Annotated in this window: 15 protein-coding genes; 6 read left to right on the top strand and 9 right to left on the bottom strand. The window is 61.3% G+C overall.

Annotated elements, in window-relative coordinates:
• The first annotated feature begins 95 nt into the window (after window positions 1–95).
• Window positions 96–2495: a TonB-dependent receptor gene (locus tag CV013_RS09610; RefSeq protein WP_102155021.1), complete on the top strand. Its 2400-nt coding sequence runs from the start codon at window positions 96–98 to the stop codon at window positions 2493–2495.
• 104 nt (window positions 2496–2599) lie between these two features.
• Here CV013_RS09610 and treF read toward each other — a convergent pair whose 3' ends face one another.
• Window positions 2600–4201, bottom strand: a complete 1602-nt coding sequence (treF, locus tag CV013_RS09605) for an alpha,alpha-trehalase TreF (protein ID WP_102155020.1) — start codon at window positions 4199–4201, stop codon at window positions 2600–2602.
• A gap of 54 nt (window positions 4202–4255) precedes the next feature.
• Window positions 4256–5248: an alpha/beta hydrolase gene (locus CV013_RS09600; protein ID WP_223805194.1), complete on the bottom strand. Its 993-nt coding sequence runs from the start codon at window positions 5246–5248 to the stop codon at window positions 4256–4258.
• A gap of 377 nt (window positions 5249–5625) precedes the next feature.
• On the opposite strand from CV013_RS09600, the gene CV013_RS09595 reads away from it, so the two are divergent.
• Complete coding sequence (locus tag CV013_RS09595; protein ID WP_102155018.1) at window positions 5626–6156, top strand: hypothetical protein; 531 nt, start codon at window positions 5626–5628, stop codon at window positions 6154–6156.
• A gap of 20 nt (window positions 6157–6176) precedes the next feature.
• Here CV013_RS09595 and CV013_RS09590 read toward each other — a convergent pair whose 3' ends face one another.
• From CV013_RS09590 to CV013_RS09580, 3 genes are read right to left on the bottom strand one after another with little or no spacing between them, the layout of a single operon-like run.
• On the bottom strand, window positions 6177–6617 hold the full coding sequence (locus CV013_RS09590; protein WP_102155017.1) for a DUF2721 domain-containing protein: 441 nt from the start codon (window positions 6615–6617) through the stop codon (window positions 6177–6179).
• Window positions 6618–6637: 20 nt separating this feature from the next.
• Complete coding sequence (locus CV013_RS09585; protein ID WP_102155221.1) at window positions 6638–7435, bottom strand: SDR family oxidoreductase; 798 nt, start codon at window positions 7433–7435, stop codon at window positions 6638–6640.
• Window positions 7436–7449: 14 nt separating this feature from the next.
• Window positions 7450–8613, bottom strand: a complete 1164-nt coding sequence (locus CV013_RS09580) for an acyl-CoA dehydrogenase family protein (RefSeq protein ID WP_102155016.1) — start codon at window positions 8611–8613, stop codon at window positions 7450–7452.
• 112 nt (window positions 8614–8725) lie between these two features.
• Here CV013_RS09580 and CV013_RS09575 point away from each other — a divergent pair, with 112 nt between their 5' ends.
• Entirely contained in the window at window positions 8726–9598 is an 873-nt protein-coding gene (locus CV013_RS09575) for an alpha/beta fold hydrolase (RefSeq protein ID WP_102155015.1), read from the top strand.
• A gap of 62 nt (window positions 9599–9660) precedes the next feature.
• On the opposite strand, the gene CV013_RS09570 is transcribed toward CV013_RS09575, so the two are convergent.
• Genes CV013_RS09570 through CV013_RS09555 form a run of 4 tightly spaced genes read right to left on the bottom strand, consistent with a single transcriptional unit; the run spans window position 9661 to window position 13535 of the window.
• Window positions 9661–10458 carry an acyl-CoA thioesterase domain-containing protein gene (locus CV013_RS09570; protein WP_102155014.1) on the bottom strand — a complete coding sequence of 266 codons (798 nt, stop codon included), beginning with the start codon at window positions 10456–10458 and terminating at the stop codon, window positions 9661–9663.
• The gene (locus CV013_RS09565) at window positions 10458–11600 is read right to left on the bottom strand and encodes an acyl-CoA dehydrogenase family protein (RefSeq protein ID WP_102155013.1); all 1143 of its coding nucleotides are present in this window, start codon (window positions 11598–11600) and stop codon (window positions 10458–10460) included. The genes CV013_RS09570 and CV013_RS09565 overlap by 1 nt, the downstream gene beginning before the upstream one ends.
• 13 nt (window positions 11601–11613) lie before the next feature.
• Complete coding sequence (locus CV013_RS09560) at window positions 11614–12774, bottom strand: CaiB/BaiF CoA transferase family protein (protein WP_102155012.1); 1161 nt, start codon at window positions 12772–12774, stop codon at window positions 11614–11616.
• Window positions 12774–13535 carry a crotonase/enoyl-CoA hydratase family protein gene (locus CV013_RS09555; RefSeq protein WP_102155011.1) on the bottom strand — a complete coding sequence of 254 codons (762 nt, stop codon included), beginning with the start codon at window positions 13533–13535 and terminating at the stop codon, window positions 12774–12776. Before CV013_RS09555 ends, CV013_RS09560 begins: the two co-directional genes overlap by 1 nt.
• Before the next feature lie 103 nt (window positions 13536–13638).
• Here CV013_RS09555 and CV013_RS09550 point away from each other — a divergent pair, with 103 nt between their 5' ends.
• The 3 genes from CV013_RS09550 (at window position 13639) to CV013_RS09540 (ending at window position 16706) form a co-directional block, all read left to right on the top strand.
• A complete protein-coding gene (locus CV013_RS09550; protein ID WP_102155010.1) occupies window positions 13639–14907 on the top strand; it encodes an acetyl-CoA C-acetyltransferase in 1269 nt (422 codons plus the stop codon).
• Window positions 14908–15048: 141 nt separating this feature from the next.
• Entirely contained in the window at window positions 15049–16149 is a 1101-nt protein-coding gene (gene hppD / locus CV013_RS09545) for a 4-hydroxyphenylpyruvate dioxygenase (protein WP_102155009.1), read from the top strand.
• Complete coding sequence (locus CV013_RS09540; RefSeq protein ID WP_102155008.1) at window positions 16146–16706, top strand: VOC family protein; 561 nt, start codon at window positions 16146–16148, stop codon at window positions 16704–16706. Before hppD ends, CV013_RS09540 begins: the two co-directional genes overlap by 4 nt.
• The last annotated feature ends 2 nt before the right edge of the window (window positions 16707–16708 follow it).

Raw genomic sequence — 16708 nt, 5'->3', positions numbered from 1 at the left:
AACGCTCACCGCCATTACAAACCATTTCAAACCGCATCTCGAATCCGGTGGGATCGACGGCAAGCGATGCATTCTCAAGGCAGGAGAACAAGCCAATGAAACCTTCAATCTATCTGACGTCGAGCGCATTTGCGCTGGCGCTGTCCGCCGCCCCGGCGATGGCGCAGGATACTGCGTCGACAGACGCAGACACCATCGCCAGCTCAGGCGATGAAATCGTAGTGGTCGGCACCGCCGGTGCAGGTATGCGCCGCCAGGATGCTGCCTTCGCGGTGACTTCTCTCAACGCCGACGCCATCGCCGAAGCCGCGCCCGCCAGCACCGCCGATGTGCTGAAGCTGGTGCCCGGCGTCGCTGTCGAAAGCTCTGGCGGGCAGAACGGCGCGAACATCTTCGTGCGTGGCTATCCCTCGGGCGGCGACGCTGCGTTCGTCACCTTCCAGTCCTCCGGCGTGCCGATTTTCCCGCCGCCGACGCTGTCGTTCCTCGAAAACTCGCAGCTTATCCGCATCGACAACACCGTTGCCCGCGTTGAAGCGGTGCGCGGCGGCACCGGATCGCTGTTTTCGAATGGCCAGCCGGGCCTGACCGTCAACCTCGTGCAGCGTGAAGGCGGCCAGTATTTCGAAGGCATGCTGGAAGGTAGCATCACCGATTATGGCCAGTATCGCGCCGATGGCTATGTCTCCGGCCCGATCGACGAAAACACCACCTTTATGGCCGGTGGCTTCTATCGTCAGGGCACCGGGGTACGCGATCCGCAGTTCGATGCGGAAAAAGGTGGCCAGTTCACTGTGAACCTGCGCCACGATTTCAGCAACGACACCTCGATGTTGCTCTATGCCCGCTATCTGAACGACCGTGGACAGTGGCTGCTGCCGATCCCGGTTACCCAGAACGGGGACGAGATTTCCGAATTCGCGGGCTTCGACGCACACACCGGCACGCTCGCCAGCAACGATGTACGCTACACCACACTCAACAACGGGGACGATGTCGATCTGGCCCGTGGCCGCGGGGCCAAGGTGTTCAACGTCGGCGCGAATTTCGATGTCGGCGTTACCGATAACCTGCGCCTGCGCGACCGGATGAGCTATATGGGCGGCACGACCTTCACTGTCGGCCTGGTCCCCTCCGGCCCGCCGACCACGTTGCAGGCCTATGCCGACAACCTCTACCTTGCGGGCGTTTCCGGCGCGACCACCGCACCGGGCGCGACCTTCACGTATGTGGATGATGGCAGCACAGTCGCTGGCACGCAGCAGGTGATGCAGGCCGGCATCTGGACCGTGGACAAGCGGATCGACAGCTTCGTCAACGACTTCGCCGCCGAGTTCGAAATGGGGCCGAACAAGCTGACCGCCGGTGTCTATTATGCCGATTATTACGCGCGGGATAACTGGAACCTCGGCAACGGTATGGTGCTGAGCGCGCAAAACAACGCCCGCCGGATCGACATCAACTATGCCGATGGCACAGTCGGCACCCGCGACGGGTTCATGCAGGGCTCGACCTATTTCCTGAACGCCGCGTATGACGGGCAGGATATCGCGCTCTACGCCACCGACGAACTGCAGATTACCGATCAGTTGCGGATCGACGGCGGTGTGCGCTGGCAGCGGCACACAGTCGATGGCTATGTCCGTCAGCCGGTTTCGATCGATCTCGACGGCAATGCCAACACCCTATACGACAACAATGAGTCGACCTTCGGCCCGACCCAGACCCCGATCAGCTATCGCGACGATGCCTGGTCGTTCACGGGCGGTGCCAATTTCGAGGTCATGCCCGGCATCGGCATCTTCGCTCGCTATAGTCAGGGCAAGAGCTTCCCGCAGTTCGATAACCTGCGCGAAGGCGTGACCGATATCGCCACTGTGAAGACCGTCGAAGGCGGTCTGAAAGTCTCGAACCCGATGTTCCGCTTCTATGCCACCGGGTTCCACAATGACTTCACCGGCCTGTCATCAGTCCAGCTGGTCGGCACGACCCCGACAGTGGCCTCTGGCGGGGCAGAAGCGACCGGCGTGGAAGTCGATGGTTCGGTCGGCCCGTTCTATGGCTTCAGCCTGGGCTTCGCCGGAACCTACCTCGATGCGACGTATCAGGATTTCTTCACTGGTAACGGCACGATCGACAACACCGGCAACCGGGTGCAGCGCCAGCCGAAGTGGCAGTGGCGCGTAACCCCGAGCTACGAACTCGAAGTGGGTGGGTTCAGGCCGACGGTGTACGCCACGGTTCAATACTATGGCGATCGCTTCTCCGACCCGGAAAACCAGCAGTTGCTGCCGTCGTTCTATCAGCTCGATGCGGGCATCTCGGTCGATGTGATGGAACGCCTGAACCTGCGGGTGACCGGCACCAACCTGACCAACGAAATCGGTCTGACCGAAGGCAACCCGCGGATCATCGGTTCGCAGGGTTCGGGCACGATCCTCGCCCGACCGATCCTGGGCCGGTCGTTCACCTTCTCCGCTGCGTACAAGTTCTGATCGCAGTCTGAAGAGGCGCAAAAACAGCGGGCCGGCGGAGATAATCCGCCGGCCCGTTTTGCTTTGGCCTTTGCGATTTACCCCTGCTTTGTCGGGGCAGATGGCTATTCCGCGCTGGCACTGTCCTGCGTCGGATCGATATCGGGGTAACGGTCCATCAGCGCGCTGGCGATGCCGTTGGTCCAGCCGAAGCCATCCTGCAGCGGATATTCGCCGCCACCGCCGGGCTTACGTTCTTCAACGTCGTATTTTTCCAGCATCTTGCCGGTTTCGGCATATGTCCGGGCAACGGTATGCAGCCAGCGGTCGGCAATCGTGCGGGCCAGTGCGCCGTGGCCATATCGGTCCAGCCCATCCACTGCGATCCATTGCAGCGGTGCCCAGCCATTGGGCGTATCCCATTGCTGGCCCGAACGGATACGCGTGGTCCGCAACCCGCCTTGCGCCAGCAATTCCGCCTCTGTCGTCGCCGCCACATCGTCGGCCTGTTCCTGTCCCGCCATACCAACGAACAGCGGATAGAGCGTCGCGGCGGAAAGCGTCGCGGTCACTTTGCCGGAGGCCGCATTCCAGTCGGCATAGCGCTTTTCATCCGGCACCCACAGGTAGGTATCAACTGCCACCCGTCGGCGGATCGCCTGTTTGCGGTATTTGCGCGAACAGGCCGTATCGCCCGCTTCCCGGCATTGGTCCGCGATGCGAATTTCCATCGCGTAGAGCAGCGCGTTGAGATCGACTGGCACGATATCGGTGGTGTGAACCGTCGCCAGCGTGCGCCCGTCGGCAAACCAGCGCGAACTGAAATCCCACCCGCTTTCCGCAGCGGCGCGCAAATCGCGATAGACTTGCGGCGCAGGCCGACTGGGAATTTCCGCCGCGGTCGCGCGGTCTTCGGCATAGGATTCATCGCGCGGGGTGTCGCGCCCGTCCCAATATCGATTGAGCATAGTGCCATCGGGCATCGCCACTACCCGTTCGCATGGCTTGCCCTGGGTCGCGCATCGTGCGCCCGCCATCCAGAAATCGTGCTCTGTTTTCAGCGCCGCCAGCCGCCGCGCCTTAACCGTGGCATCGTCGGTCTGTTGCAGGTCGAGCATCAGACCATAGAACGGCGGCTGCGACCGGCTGACATAATATGTGCGGGTGCCATTGGGAATGTGCCCATAGCGTTCGATCAGACTGACGAAATCGTCCAGCATCGATTCGACCAGCTTCTGATCCCCGTCAGCCCGCAGGCCGAGCATAGTGAAGTAGCTGTCCCAGTAATAGATTTCGCGGAAACGACCGCCCGGCACGATATAGGGCGCGGGCAGCGGAATCTTCGAACTGCCCGCTACCGCCGGTTCGGGCTGACGCACAAGTTGCGGCCACAGCGCCTTGATATGATCGCGTATCGGCAAGAGCGGGGTATCGTTGACCCCCGGCACAGTGAAGTTCGCCAGCACGAACGCCTTGAGCGCGACCGCATCGCGCGGCGGAGCTGCGTTGTAATCGGCCATGATCGCCTGCGGTGCGCGGGTGGGCACGGCATCGACGAATGTCTTGTTGTCTCCGAACACCCGCCCTTCCTGCACTCTGACGAACAGATCGCCATAGATATCCGCCGGGGTCGGCGGCGCAGCATTGGCCGCCAGCGCAAACGCAGCGGCAGCGCCCAGTGCCAGGCGGGCAAAGCGGGATTTCAGGCGAGGGGTCGGCTTGGTCATCGTGTCCTCTTCAGGCAAAAATACGTATGGCAACAGGGCTCGGGCGACAGTCGCCTATTGGCGGTCGGCAGCGCGCGGCGCGCGGCCCAGATGGCGGTCGAAAAAGTCCACGATCCGCGCGAATGCTTCGTGCGATTCAGGCATGTCGGGCCACATGAAGAAAGCGTGGGGCAATCCGTCGAACAGATACAACTCGCTTTTCACCCCAGCCGCAGCAAGGCGACGGTGCGCCAGTGTCAGCGCGCTGGCCGCGAAATCGCGCCCGCCAGCCAACAACAAGGTCGGCGGCATAGCAGCCGTCGTCGCATCGCACGTCAACGGATAAGCCGTGCAATCGCCGCGCGGCACATCGATAAGGTATGGATTGGCGGTTTGCTTTGGTAATCCGGCGGGTGGTGGCATCTTCTCCCTGCCGAGAAAGGCCGAGAGATACGGGCTATCGCCTGAATAGGGCGCGCCCGTACCGCAGAAGGTACCGATGGCGCCGGGCCGGGGCAGACCGTGCGCGGCGAACCATGCTGTCGCTTGCGCGGTGATAATGCCCCCTGCCGAACAGCCGTATATCCCGATATTGGCCGCCGGATATTCATCGAGTAACGCGCGATAGACCGCGGCCACATCCTCCGACGCAGCGGGATATGTGTGTTCAGGGGCCAGCCGGTAATCGACCGTCACCACTTTGATCCGCCCAGTGGCAGCGATGGGGGTCGCTTCGACCAGCGCACCACTGCCCGCCCCCCACATAAATGCGCCGCCGTGTACATTGATCAGCACCCGATTGCGGTTCGCCGGGGCGATCCCGCCTTGCGGAGTCACCACGTCCACCGGCACTCCGCCAATCTCGCTGCGGGTATCGATTGTGGCGAAAGCACGGTTCATTTCAGCCAGACGGCGATCGTTCCACGCACCGTAAAACGCACGCTGTTGAGCCAGATTCCCGGCGATGGCGGCGGGCGCCGTTTCCACTTTCATCTGCGCGAGAATATTGCGGGCAGCAGAACTCAACTGGCTGGATGGTGGCACAGCGTCCGCAGAGATGCGCTGCACAGGTTCGCCAGCGCCATGAGAGCATCCTGCGACACCAAGCGATAACAGTCCTGCAGCCAAGATCGTGCGAATTGTATATCTCCCCATGCCGCAACCCACGGACGTTCTCTTACCAGCAGACGTAGTTTGACAGTCAAGTATTTTACCCCGCCATCTCCGCATCGCTCAAACAAGAAAGCGGGCGCATTTAGCCGCCGGGCCGAGGCGAACAGGCCGCGTGGTTACAGCGGCAATAGGTCCAGAGCCTAGTATTTTCCCCTAATCCCAAGCGGTTTAAATCTTGACCCAAGCTGTCGTTCAATCAGCCTGAGCGGCGGTGTCTTGCGGTTTTCCGAGCAGGCACATGCCGATCCCGATGCACAGGGAGGAACCGCCAGATGCCGCCGAAGACGATTGTCAGTTTGCTCGCCGGCGCAGGCGTCATCTCGATTTGCCTGTCCGCCGGGCTGGCGCAGGCCGGGGGCGGATCGGTATCGAGCCCGGTTCAGGTATCGCTCCGCATCCTTCCTGCCAGTGTATCGCCAGCCCCACGCCCGGCTCGCAAAGTACCGGTGACTGTGCCGGCGGGTACTGCAGTGACACTTCGAATAGTCGACCGTCTCCCTCCCTCACAGGAAGGCACTGTCGTCGCCCGCCGTTTCCTGATGGAAGTGGCCCGTCCCCTCACCGTGGGCCGGCTGGTCGCAGTGCCTGCCCACACCCCGGCGGAAGGCGAACTGATGCCCGCCCCCGCCAATCGCAAATCCGCTCCGCAAATGGCGCAGGCCAACTGGCTGCTGCTGGACAATCAGTCTGTGCCGCTATCGGGCCAGTTCGCGTATTCCGGTTCTTCCCCTGACGGCACGATAGAGGCCGTGATGCTGCAGGATATGACTGTAATCGTCGATGCACCGGTCACATCGGAATAGCCCGGCCCGCTCCGCTCGTTTCAAATGGAACGGTCGCGTTCGAGATATTCTTCCGGAATCTGCAATGCCGCCGATGCCGCGCGCGTTTCAATCAGGAACAGCACCAGTCCACCCATCAGCAGAGTGATCGCCAACGTGAAGCTGGCGGCAGCGAAATGCTGCAACGCCACATGCGTTACCCCCTGGATGAACAGCAAGGCAACCGTCAGCCCGATCGACAAACCCGCCAGCACCAGAAACAGCACCGCCCGACCGATCAGCTTGATCCGCCGGTCTATCAGGCGGATTTCGCGCACGACGATATCGTGTTCGATACCCACGGTGTTGGCGTAGCGATCCTGCAATGCGCGGCTGCGATCGACCACCCGCCCCAGCCGGGTCGAGAGAAGATTGAGGATATTGCCGATAGCGACCAGCGCGAACACCGGTGCCAGCGCAAGCTGGATCGTCTGCGCGATCATCGAACCGATCCACTCATCGGTCAGGCAAGCCCTTTGGAAGTATCCATCCTCCCCGCATCGCCCACTAAACTGCCGCCGTCAACGTCAAGAATCGTGCCGGTGATATAGCTTGCCGCCGGTGAACTGAGGAACACCGCCGCATCGGCGATTTCACTCGCATACCCCCACCGTTTGGCCGGAATCCGCCTTTCATGGGCAGCGCGCGTCGCCGGGTCGGGGGCAAGCCGGGCCATGCCCTCTGTCCCATCGATCGGGCCTGGTGAAATGGCATTTACTCGAATGTCCGGGCCCCATTCGATAGCCAGCGTGCGGACCACCTGATTGACACCGGCCTTGGCAGCGCAAACGTGAATCTGCATCGCCATTGCCTGTTTCGCCTGACCGGCCGTGATCGCTATAAGGCTGGCGCCCGGCAGATTGAGCAGATCGTGACAGGCACGGAACGTGTTGAATGTGCCCAGCAGATCGATATCGACCACGGTCTTGAACGCATTGGCCGACATGCCAAGCGCAGGCGACAGAAAATTCCCCGCCGCCCCCGCCACGACGATATCCAGCTTTCCGAATGCGTCGACAGTCGCTTCCAGGGCAGTGCGGATCGCAGCGAAATCGCGGACATCGGCACTCAGCCCGCGCGCGTCGTGGCCAATCTCCGCAGCCGCGCGCGATGCCTTGTCGGGATCGCGCCCGCAGACCGCAACTTTCGCACCCAATGCGGCAAAGCGTTTGGCAATGCCCAGATTGATCCCACTGGTGCCTCCCGCGATGAAAGCGACTTTCCCTTCCAGCAGACCTTCGCGGAAAGTCTCCTCAGCCATACCAGCGCCGCCGCTCACATCGACCTCGCAATCAACATTTTCATGATTTCGTTAGACCCGCCGAAGATACGGCTGATGCGGCTGTCGCGGAACATCTTGGCGATGGCATATTCGTTGATATAGCCCCAGCCGCCGTGGAATTGCAGGCACTTGTCAACGACTTCGCCCTGCAATTCGGTCAGCCAGTATTTCGCGATGGAGGCGGTCGTTACGTCCAGTTCGCCACGCAGTAGCTTGGCGATGCAATCGTTGAGGAACACTTTGCCTGCAGTCGCCTTGGCCTTCAGATCGGCCAGCACGAACTGCGTATTCTGGAAATCCCAGATCGTCTTGCCGAACGCCTTGCGCTGTTTTGTGTATTCGACGGTGGTTTCCAGCGCACGCTCGATCGTGCTCATCGCGCCCACGGCAATCACCAGCCGTTCCTGCGGCAGTTCGCCCATCAACTGATAGAACCCGCGCCCTTCGACACCGCCGAGCACGTTTTCACCCGGCACGAACACGTCGTCGAAAAACAGCTCGCTGGTATCGGCTGCATCCATTCCGACTTTGTCGAGCTTCTTGCCGCGTCGGAATCCCTCCGCGCCATCGGTCTCGAGGCACATCAGGCTGATGCCCTTGGCCCCTTCCCTGGGGTCGGTCTTGGCGACGACGACGATGAAATTGGCGAGCTGCCCGCTGGAGATGAAGGTCTTGGCACCGTTCAGCCGGTATCCGTTGCCGTCCTTGATTGCCGTCGTGGAAATGTTCTGCAAATCCGATCCCGCGCCCGGCTCGGTCATGGCGATGGCGCTGATCAGCTCACCGCTGACCAGCCGGGGCAGCCATTTCTTCTTCTGCTCTTCAGTCCCATGACGGACGATGTACGGCAGGATGATGACATTGTGCAGGCTGGCCGCAAAGCCATCGACACCCTTTTCCGCTTGCTGCGACAGGACGACCAGATCGTGACGGAAGTCTCCGCCATGCCCGCCATATTCCACGGGCACTGTCATCCCCAGCAGGCCTGCTGCACCCGCTTCGGTCCAGAATTCGCGATCGACCTGGCCGTTCTCACGCCATGTCTCCACCCGCCTGGGCGGGGCATGTTGTTCGAAAAACTTGCCAACCGCATCGGAAAAGATCGCAATCTCTTCGTCTTCCATGAACTGGGGCGGGGGAACGTCGATAACGGGCATTGCGTGTTGTCCTCTCTCGTGATTTGTCTTTGGCAGAAGCCTATCCTATCGGTAGCAATCCGCAACGCATTTTACGCTCACGTAAGCGTAAAAGGTGCTCAATGGAGGACGAATGGACCTGATCGGCCCGACTTCGCAGAGTTACATATCGCAGCGCACACGCCTGCATTACGTCGATTGGGGCAATGCCGGGGCGCCACCGCTGATCCTGCTGCATGGCGGGCGCGACCATTGCCGCAACTGGGACTGGACCGCGGAAGCATTGCGTGAGGACTGGCATGTGATCTGCCCCGACCTGCGCGGACACGGCGACAGCGAGTGGAACAACAACGGGCATTACCCGGTGATGGGCTATGTTTACGATCTGGCTCAGTTGATCCACCAGCTTCAGCTCGCACCGGTGACGATCGTCGCGCATTCGCTGGGTGGGAATATCGCGATCCGCTATACCGGGCTGTACCCGGAAAACGTCCGCAAACTGGTCGCGATCGAAGGGCTCGGCCCCAGCCCCAAGGTGCAGGCGGAACGTCGCGAGAAGCCCTATCACCAGCACTGGATCGAATGGATCGACAAGAAGCGCGAAGCCAGCAGCCGCCAGCCCAAACGCTACGCTACAGTCGAAGATGCGCTGAGCCGTATGCACGAAGCCAACAGCTATCTCACTGCGGAACAGGCGCGCCATCTCACGCTGCACGCAGTGATGCGAAACGAAGACGGCACCTTCAGCTGGAAATTCGATCCGCATCTCCATGCGTGGCCGCTGGACGATGTATCGTCGCGCGGATTGCAGGAAATGTGGGGGCGGATCACGTGCCCCACGCGCTTTATCTATGGCACGGATTCATGGGCCTCCAACCCCGAACAGGATGGGCGGCTGGCGTATTTCGGCGACAACGTATCCGTCACAGAATACGAGCGTGCCGGACACTGGGTCCACCACGACAGGTTCACCGATTTTGTGAAAGAACTGCGGGACTTTCTATAACCGGGCAAAATTGGCGGCAGAGGCGCATTCCGCCGCCTTTGCCGCACCGGATCCTGCCACGCTCATTCTTCGAAATGACTTGGCTGCCCTGCCGGATACGGAGCGACGAACAGCGTTTGCCAGCCGCGCGCATAGACTCCGCGCTCATCTGCGAACGTGGTATGAGTCACAGCATCGCCGCGCCCGCCGCTGGCACCTTGTGAATCGATCATCAGCCATTCGCCCACCGGTTCGCGATAAAGATGAAGCCCGATATCGGTATTGGCGAAAGAATACTCCCGCCCGTCCACCGGGGTCCCGATCCCGTTGCCCATATCCGACAGGATCGCGGCCTGGCACAATGGCGATGCCACTTGCCCTGCAATCACGGAAAAGCGGGGCTTGACCCACACGATGCCGCGTCCGGGCAGACCGATCCTGCCTTCCACCGGGCGGGTTTCCCCAAACCCGTGAAGAGCAGGCCCGCGCCAGAAAGGCACCGCCTCGATGTCTTGCCAGCGGGGATAATCCTGCGCGAAATCGGCAGCGGGCGTTTCCGCATCGCGCAACCACATCGCGCTGGCTCTGGCGCCCACGCGGCCGTCTTCACTACTCAACGTCGCGCTGGAAAACGACAGACGGCCACCACGCTTGTCCCATGTATGCCTCAGCCGCAGCGGCGCATTGGGCACTTCACCCAGAAAATCGACGGTAAACCGCGCCAGATGCATCGCATCGGGTCGCTCCGTTTCGAATGCACGCATCAACAGGCCGGACACGGCCAGCCCGGTGATCGCCGTTCCACTCCACGGGCTACGCGCAAGCGCGGTCGGCACGAACAGATCACCGTCGCATGTGAAAAATGCTGTCTCGTCTGTCATCAGAGCGACCGGCTCACCACTTCCTTCATGATTTCATTGGTGCCGCCGAAAATGCGCGTCACGCGCGCGTCGCGCCACAGACGGGCCACGAGGTATTCGTTCATGTAACCAGCACCACCATGCAATTGCAGCGCCACATCGCAAACCCGGCCCTGCATATCGGTGTGCCACTGCTTCGCTGCACTCGCTTCGGCCGTGCTCAGCTCACCGCGCAAGTGGCGGGCCAATGCCCAGTCGAGGTGCGCCCATCCGACCTGAAGCTGAGAGGCGAGATCGGCCAGCGTGAACTTGGTGTTCTGGAATTCGAACACGCTTTGCCCGAAAGCCTTGCGGTCTTTCGTAAAAGAGACCGCTTCGTCGAATGCCCGCTGGGCACAGGCCTGCGCGCTGATGGCGATAGACAGGCGTTCCTGCGGCAATTCTTCCATCAGGTGTATAAACCCGCGCCCTTCCCCGCCGAGCAGGTTTTCCTGCGGCACCCGCACGTCTTCGAAAAACAGCTCGCTGGTATCGGCGGCATGCTGTCCGATCTTGTCGAGATTGCGCCCTTTGGTGAAACCGGGGGTGCCATCTTCAACGAGGATGAGGCTGGTGCCCTTCGCGCCCAGACTGGGATCGGTCTTGGCGACAACGATCACCATATCGCAGTTCTGGCCGTTGGTGATGTAAGTCTTGGACCCGTTGATGATGAAGTCGTTGCCGTCCTTCTTCGCAGTGGTCCGAATGCCCTGCAGATCGCTCCCGGCGCCCGGCTCGGTCATCGCGATGGCAGTGATCACATCGCCCGAAACCATGCCCGGCAACCACCGTTGCTTCTGTTCGGGCGTACCAAGCCGTTCGATATATCCGGCAGTAATATCGTTCTGAAGTGTGAACCCGGCAGACGACCCGATGTAGCAGGTTTCCTCGTTCACGACCGCACAATAGCCGAAATCGAGGCCCAGCCCGCCGTTCTCTTCCGCAACCGTGGGGCACAGCATTCCCGCCGCGCCTACGGCTTTCCACGCTTCGCGCGGGACGATGCCGTTGCGTTCGTGCTCTTCGAGATGCGGCACCATGACATCGGCCAGCACCTTTCGCACGGTGTCGCGAAACATCTCATGCTCAGACGTGTAGGCGGTACGGCGGGAGGTATCGAGCATTCGGTTACTCCTGTCAGGCGATCGTGCCAGCGTCGCGCAGCGCGGCGCGTTCGTCGGCATCGACACCAAGAGTTTCGAGGATTTCGTCTGAATGGTCGCCCGGCATCGGCGCAGGCGCGGGCGTGTCGGTGATGGTCTGCGAATAACGCGGTGCCGGTGCTGGCTGCTTGCCGCCCGCGCCATCGAAGAACGTACCGCGCGCCACATTATGCGGATGCGCGATCGCTTCGCTCATAGTCAGCACCGGGGCGTAGCATATATCGGTATGCTCCATCAGTGCGTCCCACTCGGCGCGGGTCTTGCCCTTGAACAACGCGGTCAGCTTTTCCTTCAACGCACCCCATTGGCCACTGTCGTGCTGGGCATCGAAATCGCGATCTTCAGTCAGCCCGGCAACGCGGCGCAGTTCGGCATAGAACTGCGGTTCGATACTGCCGATGGATACGAATTTGCCATCGGCGGTTTCATAGGTATCGTAGAAATGCGCCCCGGTATCGAGCATGTTCGCGCCGAGATCTTCCGACCAGACGCCCATGTTCTTCATTCCGTGGACCATCCCCATCAGCACGGCGGTGCCGTCGGTCATCGCGCAATCGATTACCTGACCTTCGCCGCCACGGGCGACGTTGAGCAGAGCGCTGACCATGCCAAACGCCAGCATCATCCCGCCGCCACCGAAATCGCCCACCATATTGATCGGCGGAGTCGGCTTGCCACCGCTGCGCCCATAGTGCGCCAGCGCCCCAGCGAGAGCGATATAGTTGATGTCATGCCCGGCATAGGGGGCATAAGGGCCGGTCTGGCCCCACCCCGTCATCCGGCCATACACCAGTTTGGGATTGTCGCTCAGCAGTTCGTCAGGCCCCAGACCGAGCCGCTCCATCACGCCGGGGCGGAACCCTTCGATGATCCCGTCCGCGCTGGCGCAGAGTTTACGGGCGAGCGCAACGCCTTCCGCAGTCTTCAGATTGACGGCAATCGACTTGCGCCCGCGGGCAAGCACGTCCGCATTGGTAATCGGCATCGATCCGCCACGCTCTCCGCTGGCACGGTCGATGCGGATTACTTCCGCTCCGTGATCGGCCAGCATCATACCGCAGAACGGCCCCGGCCCAATCCCGGCGAATTCGACAATGCGAATGCCGCTCAGCGGCCCGCCCTTGGCCGACGCCATTACTTGCCCTTCCAGTTGGGCTTGCGCTTTTCAGCAAAGGCAGCCGCGCCTTCGCGCGCGTCTTCGGATACGAACACCGGCGCGATCAGCTGGGCCTGACGATCGTAGCGTTCGTCCATCGGCCAGCCACGCGATTCCTTCACGATCTGCTTCGACACCCTGACAGCAAGCGGGCCATTCGCGGCAATCGAGCTGGCCAGAGCCATCGCCCCTTCGAGCGCAGGCCCATCGACCACGCGATTGATAAGGCCAAGATCATAGGCGCGGGGCGCATCGATGAAATCGCCTGTCATCGCCAGTTCCAGCGCGATGCGTTCGGGGATCTGATCGGGCAGCATCATCACGCCGCCCGCCGCAGCGACCAGTCCGCGCTTTACTTCGGGAATGCCGAACTTCGCGGCGGCATTCGCCACGACAAGATCGCAGGCAATCATCAGTTCCAGCCCGCCAGCAAGAGCATATCCCTCAACTGCGGCAATCAGGGGCTTTTTGGGAGGAGCCTGCACCACGCCGCCGAAACCGCGCCCTTCGACTACCGGCGATTCGCCACGCAGGAAGCCCTTGAGATCCATACCCGAACAGAACGTGCCACCCGCACCGGTCAGAATTCCGACCCGCAATCCATCGTCCGCATCGAGCCGGTCCATCGCCGCCGCGATTCCTTCGGCCGCGGCCTTGGTCATCGCGTTTTTGGCTTCGGGGCGGTTGATCGTGACGATCAACACACCGTCTTCTTCGTGGGTCAGCACTTCTTCGGACATTCCATCGCTCTCCAATTGCAAACTGAAACTTGCTTGTGCGGGTGCTGGCCAAGCTTTACGGAAACGTCAACCCGATTCCCAACGGAACACGAGAGGATAACTTATGGCAGAAGCATATATTATTGATGCTGTGCGGACCCCGCGCGGCGTGGGCAAAGTCGGCAAGGGCGCGCTGGCCCATATGCACCCGCAGCACGTGGCGGCCACTGTGCTGAAGGCGATTGCCGAACGCAACGAACTCGACACGAAAGACGTCGACGACGTGATCTGGTCGACATCCACGCAGAAAGGCAAGCAAGGCGGCGATCTGGGTCGCATGGCGGCGCTCGATGCAGGCTACGATCAGACCAGCTCGGGCATGACGCTCGACCGGTTTTGCGGTGGCGGCATCACCAGCGTGAACCTGGCCGCAGCGCAGATCATGAGCGGAATGGCGGATCTGGTGGTTGCCGGCGGCACCGAAATGATGAGCTACACCGCCGCGAGCACACAGGAAGAAATGCAGGCCGGGATCATGCCCCTGGGCATGGGATCGGGCAACGCGCGCCTGCAGTCGGTGCATCCGCAAAGCCATCAGGGCGTGTGCGGCGATGCCATCGCCACGATCGAAGGGTTCACCCGCGAAGAACTCGACGCGCTCGCACTGCGGAGCCAGGAGAAGGCCGCTGTCGCCATCGCCGAAGGGCGGTTCGACAAATCGCTGATCCCGGTGGTCGATGCCGATGGCAATATGGTGCTCGACAAGGAAGAGTTCCCCCGCCCCGAAACCACCGCCGAAGGCCTCGCCGCGCTGAAGCCGAGCTTCGAGAAAATCGCGCAAGTGCCGCTCGACGACAAGGGCACGACTTTCGCCGGGCTTATCAAGCAGAAGTACCCCGATCTCGAAATCAAACACGTGCACCACGCAGGCAACAGTTCGGGCGTGGTCGATGGCTCCGCTGCAGTGCTGCTGGCCAGCAAGGATTATGCGAAGGCGCACGGCATGAAGCCGCGTGCACGCATCGTCGCCACCGCCAATCAGGGCGACGATCCCACGCTGATGCTCAATGCCCCGGTCCCGGCAGCGAAGAAGGTTCTCGCTAAGGCCGGCCTCAGGAAAGAGGACATCGATCTGTGGGAAATCAACGAGGCGTTCTCGGTCGTCGCCGCCAAATTCATCCGCGATCTCGAACTGCCCGACGATAAGGTCAACGTGAATGGCGGCGCGATGGCGCTGGGCCACCCGATCGGCGCAACCGGATCGATCCTGATCGGTACTGTCGTGGACGAACTGGAACGGACCGGCGGGCGCTATGGCCTTGTCACGATGTGCGCGGCAGGTGGCATGGCCCCGGCAATCATCGTCGAACGGGTCGAAGACTTCGTCGACTGATCGGGTGCGGGAGGGCCCCTGCCCTCCCGCCCAACACCCTGAAGAGTCGACACAAGGGGCCGCCCGTCCCTTTGACTCCATATGCTCGGTATGATATTTGGTTTCACAAGAAACTAACTACCCGTACCGAGGACCCTCTGCATGGCCGACCTTTTCGAAAATCCCGCCGGACTCGATGGCTTCGAGTTCGTTGAGTTCTGCGCCCCTGAAAAGGGCGCGCTGGAGCCGGTATTCGAAGCGATGGGCTTCACCCATGTTGCCACGCACCGGTCGAAAGACGTGCATCTGTGGCGGCAAGGCGGCATCAACCTGATCGCCAATTACGAACCGAGAAGCGCGGCATGGTTCTTCGCCCGCGAACACGGCCCCAGCGCATGCGGCATGGCGTTCCGGGTGCAAGATGCCCGCAAGGCCTATGCCGATCTGCTGGATAAAGGGGCGGAACCGGTTCAGGTCGATACCGGGCCGATGGAACTCCACATCCCCGCCATTCGTGGCATCGGCGGTGCGATCCTCTATCTGGTAGACCGTTACGAAGATGATGATGGCAACGGCCTGTCGATCTACGATATCGATTTTGAATATCTGCCGGGCGTCGAAAAGCACCCGGTTGGCGCTGGCTTCGCACTGATCGATCACCTGACGCACAACGTCTATGGCGGACGGATGAAGTACTGGGCGGATTACTACGAAACGCTCTTCAACTTTCGCGAAATCCGCTATTTCGATATCAAGGGCGAATATACCGGCCTGACCAGCAAGGCGCTCACCGCGCCCGACGGCAAGATCCGCATCCCGCTGAATGAAGAGGGAGAGGGCGGCAAAGGCCAGATCGAAGAATTCCTGCGCGAATTCAATGGCGAAGGCATTCAACACATCGCGCTTATCTGCGACGATCTGGTCGCCGCGTGGGACCGCCTCAAGCAATACGGTGTCCCGTTCATGACCGCCCCGCCGCAGACTTATTACGACATGCTCGACGAACGTTTGCCGGGCCACGGCGAGGATGCCAGTGCGCTGGCCACCCGCGGCATCCTGCTCGACGGCACGACCGAAGGCGGCCAGCCACGTCTGTTGCTGCAGATATTCGCTCAGGCGCAGATCGGCCCGGTGTTCTTCGAATTCATTCAGCGCAAAGGCGATGACGGGTTCGGTGAAGGCAATTTCAAGGCGCTGTTCGAAAGCATGGAACGCGATCAGATCCAGCGCGGCACCCTTGCAGTGGAAGAACCGGCGCAATGACCGGGCATCCAATATCGCTGGGCGGTATCCATCACGCCGCCTATCGCTGCAAAGACGCGAAAGAGACCGTCGAATGGTACGCCCGCGTGCTCGGTATGGAATACACGACCGCATTCGCAGAGGATCACGTCCCCTCCACCGGTGAGTTCGATCCATATATGCACGTGTTCCTCGATGCGGGTAACGGCAATGTGCTGGCGTTTTTTGAACTGCCCAACCAGCCAGAGATGGGCCGCGACGGGAATACACCTGCATGGGTGCAGCATCTGGCCTTCAAAGTCGGCAGCGAAGAGGAATTACTCGCCGCGAAAGAGCATGTCGAGGCGCAGGGGATCGACGTGCTCGGCCCGACGCACCACGGCATTTTCAAATCGATCTACTTCTTCGATCCCAATGGCCACCGCGTCGAACTGGCCTGCGATATCGGCACCGACGAGCAATACGCCGAGCTTAAGCGCGTGGCGATGCCGATGCTGGATGAATGGAGCAAGACCAAGAAGGCCCCGCGCCATGCCGACTGGCTACACGAAATCGCCCGCAAGGAGCATGGGCACTAAGC

The organism is Tsuneonella flava (assembly GCF_002870965.1).
In the GTDB taxonomy this organism is placed as follows: domain Bacteria; phylum Pseudomonadota; class Alphaproteobacteria; order Sphingomonadales; family Sphingomonadaceae; genus Tsuneonella; species Tsuneonella flava.
The sequence above is the reverse complement of the archived record's forward strand: the minus strand, read 5'-3'. Positions and strand labels throughout refer to the sequence as shown.

Bases quoted from the DNA above. Each gene is read 5' to 3' on its own strand.
- CV013_RS09610 (WP_102155021.1), top strand. From the start codon at position 96: ATGAAACCTTCAATCTATCTGACGTCGAGCGCATTTGCGCTGGCGCTG.
- treF (WP_102155020.1), bottom strand. From the start codon at position 4,201: ATGACCAAGCCGACCCCTCGCCTGAAATCCCGCTTTGCCCGCCTGGCA.
- CV013_RS09595 (WP_102155018.1), top strand. From the start codon at position 5,626: ATGCCGCCGAAGACGATTGTCAGTTTGCTCGCCGGCGCAGGCGTCATC.
- CV013_RS09590 (WP_102155017.1), bottom strand. From the start codon at position 6,617: ATGATCGCGCAGACGATCCAGCTTGCGCTGGCACCGGTGTTCGCGCTG.
- CV013_RS09585 (WP_102155221.1), bottom strand. From the start codon at position 7,435: ATGGCTGAGGAGACTTTCCGCGAAGGTCTGCTGGAAGGGAAAGTCGCT.
- CV013_RS09580 (WP_102155016.1), bottom strand. From the start codon at position 8,613: ATGCCCGTTATCGACGTTCCCCCGCCCCAGTTCATGGAAGACGAAGAG.
- CV013_RS09575 (WP_102155015.1), top strand. From the start codon at position 8,726: ATGGACCTGATCGGCCCGACTTCGCAGAGTTACATATCGCAGCGCACA.
- CV013_RS09570 (WP_102155014.1), bottom strand. From the start codon at position 10,458: ATGACAGACGAGACAGCATTTTTCACATGCGACGGTGATCTGTTCGTG.
- CV013_RS09565 (WP_102155013.1), bottom strand. From the start codon at position 11,600: ATGCTCGATACCTCCCGCCGTACCGCCTACACGTCTGAGCATGAGATG.
- CV013_RS09560 (WP_102155012.1), bottom strand. From the start codon at position 12,774: ATGGCGTCGGCCAAGGGCGGGCCGCTGAGCGGCATTCGCATTGTCGAA.
- CV013_RS09555 (WP_102155011.1), bottom strand. From the start codon at position 13,535: ATGTCCGAAGAAGTGCTGACCCACGAAGAAGACGGTGTGTTGATCGTC.
- CV013_RS09550 (WP_102155010.1), top strand. From the start codon at position 13,639: ATGGCAGAAGCATATATTATTGATGCTGTGCGGACCCCGCGCGGCGTG.
- hppD (WP_102155009.1), top strand. From the start codon at position 15,049: ATGGCCGACCTTTTCGAAAATCCCGCCGGACTCGATGGCTTCGAGTTC.
- CV013_RS09540 (WP_102155008.1), top strand. From the start codon at position 16,146: ATGACCGGGCATCCAATATCGCTGGGCGGTATCCATCACGCCGCCTAT.